Origin of the sequence: Vibrio olivae, assembly GCF_042428525.1 — a bacterium.
GTDB lineage: Bacteria > Pseudomonadota > Gammaproteobacteria > Enterobacterales > Vibrionaceae > Vibrio > Vibrio olivae.
This window is the reverse complement of sequence record NZ_JBHMEP010000077.1, coordinates 1-638: the sequence shown is the minus strand read 5'-3', so window position 1 is coordinate 638 and position 638 is coordinate 1. Positions and strand designations below refer to the sequence as shown.

The 638-nt window shown below is 46.1% G+C and carries 1 protein-coding gene; it reads left to right on the top strand.

What is annotated here, in order from left to right:
- Positions 1–537 (top strand): hypothetical protein (locus tag ACFFUV_RS23565; RefSeq protein ID WP_390198398.1); only part of this gene is annotated, 537 nt, incomplete at its 5' end.
- Positions 538–638 lie beyond the last annotated feature (101 nt).

Sequence of the window (638 nt, the reverse complement as noted above, 5' to 3'; positions counted from 1 at the left end):
CCGAAAGACAGCCAAGGCAATCCGGACAAAAAGCATTACCAACAGTTTAACGCCGATTATTTCGCAAAGATATTGAACGCATACCGCCGGAAACAAAACGGGGTTATACATAAAGCGTATAAGGCTGTGCCGGAACCGAAAAGGGAGTTGACCCCGGAACAAAAAAGGTATTACCATAACGAAACGGTCGCCCGATATAGGGATGTATTTTTGCGGTACAAATATACCGGGCGTTTGGAATTGGGTATTGCTGACGGAATGTTGATTTATGATTGGTTGCGAAAGTTGGGTTTTGCCAATGAGGTTGCCGGAACCGAGGACGACCGCAAACAAGCACTTGCCCGATATATGCAACGTGTCGCCCGTGGGTTCGTCAACAAATACGAAGCGTTCCACGTCCAAGGAAAGGGAACCGACGCCCCGGAATTGGATTTTACGGCGTATGAGATTGCGAGGGACAAAGAGATAAAACGCACGTTCGACCGTATGATTGCGGACGAATTGCAGATTGATAACTATTTAGATTTTTGGAAATGATTGATTGTATTATTGGCATTGAAACAAAAATAATTATATTTGCAACGGGGATAGGCGGAGTAATTAACCGACCGAAAGGGCAAGCCAACAGCCCGTCCCCG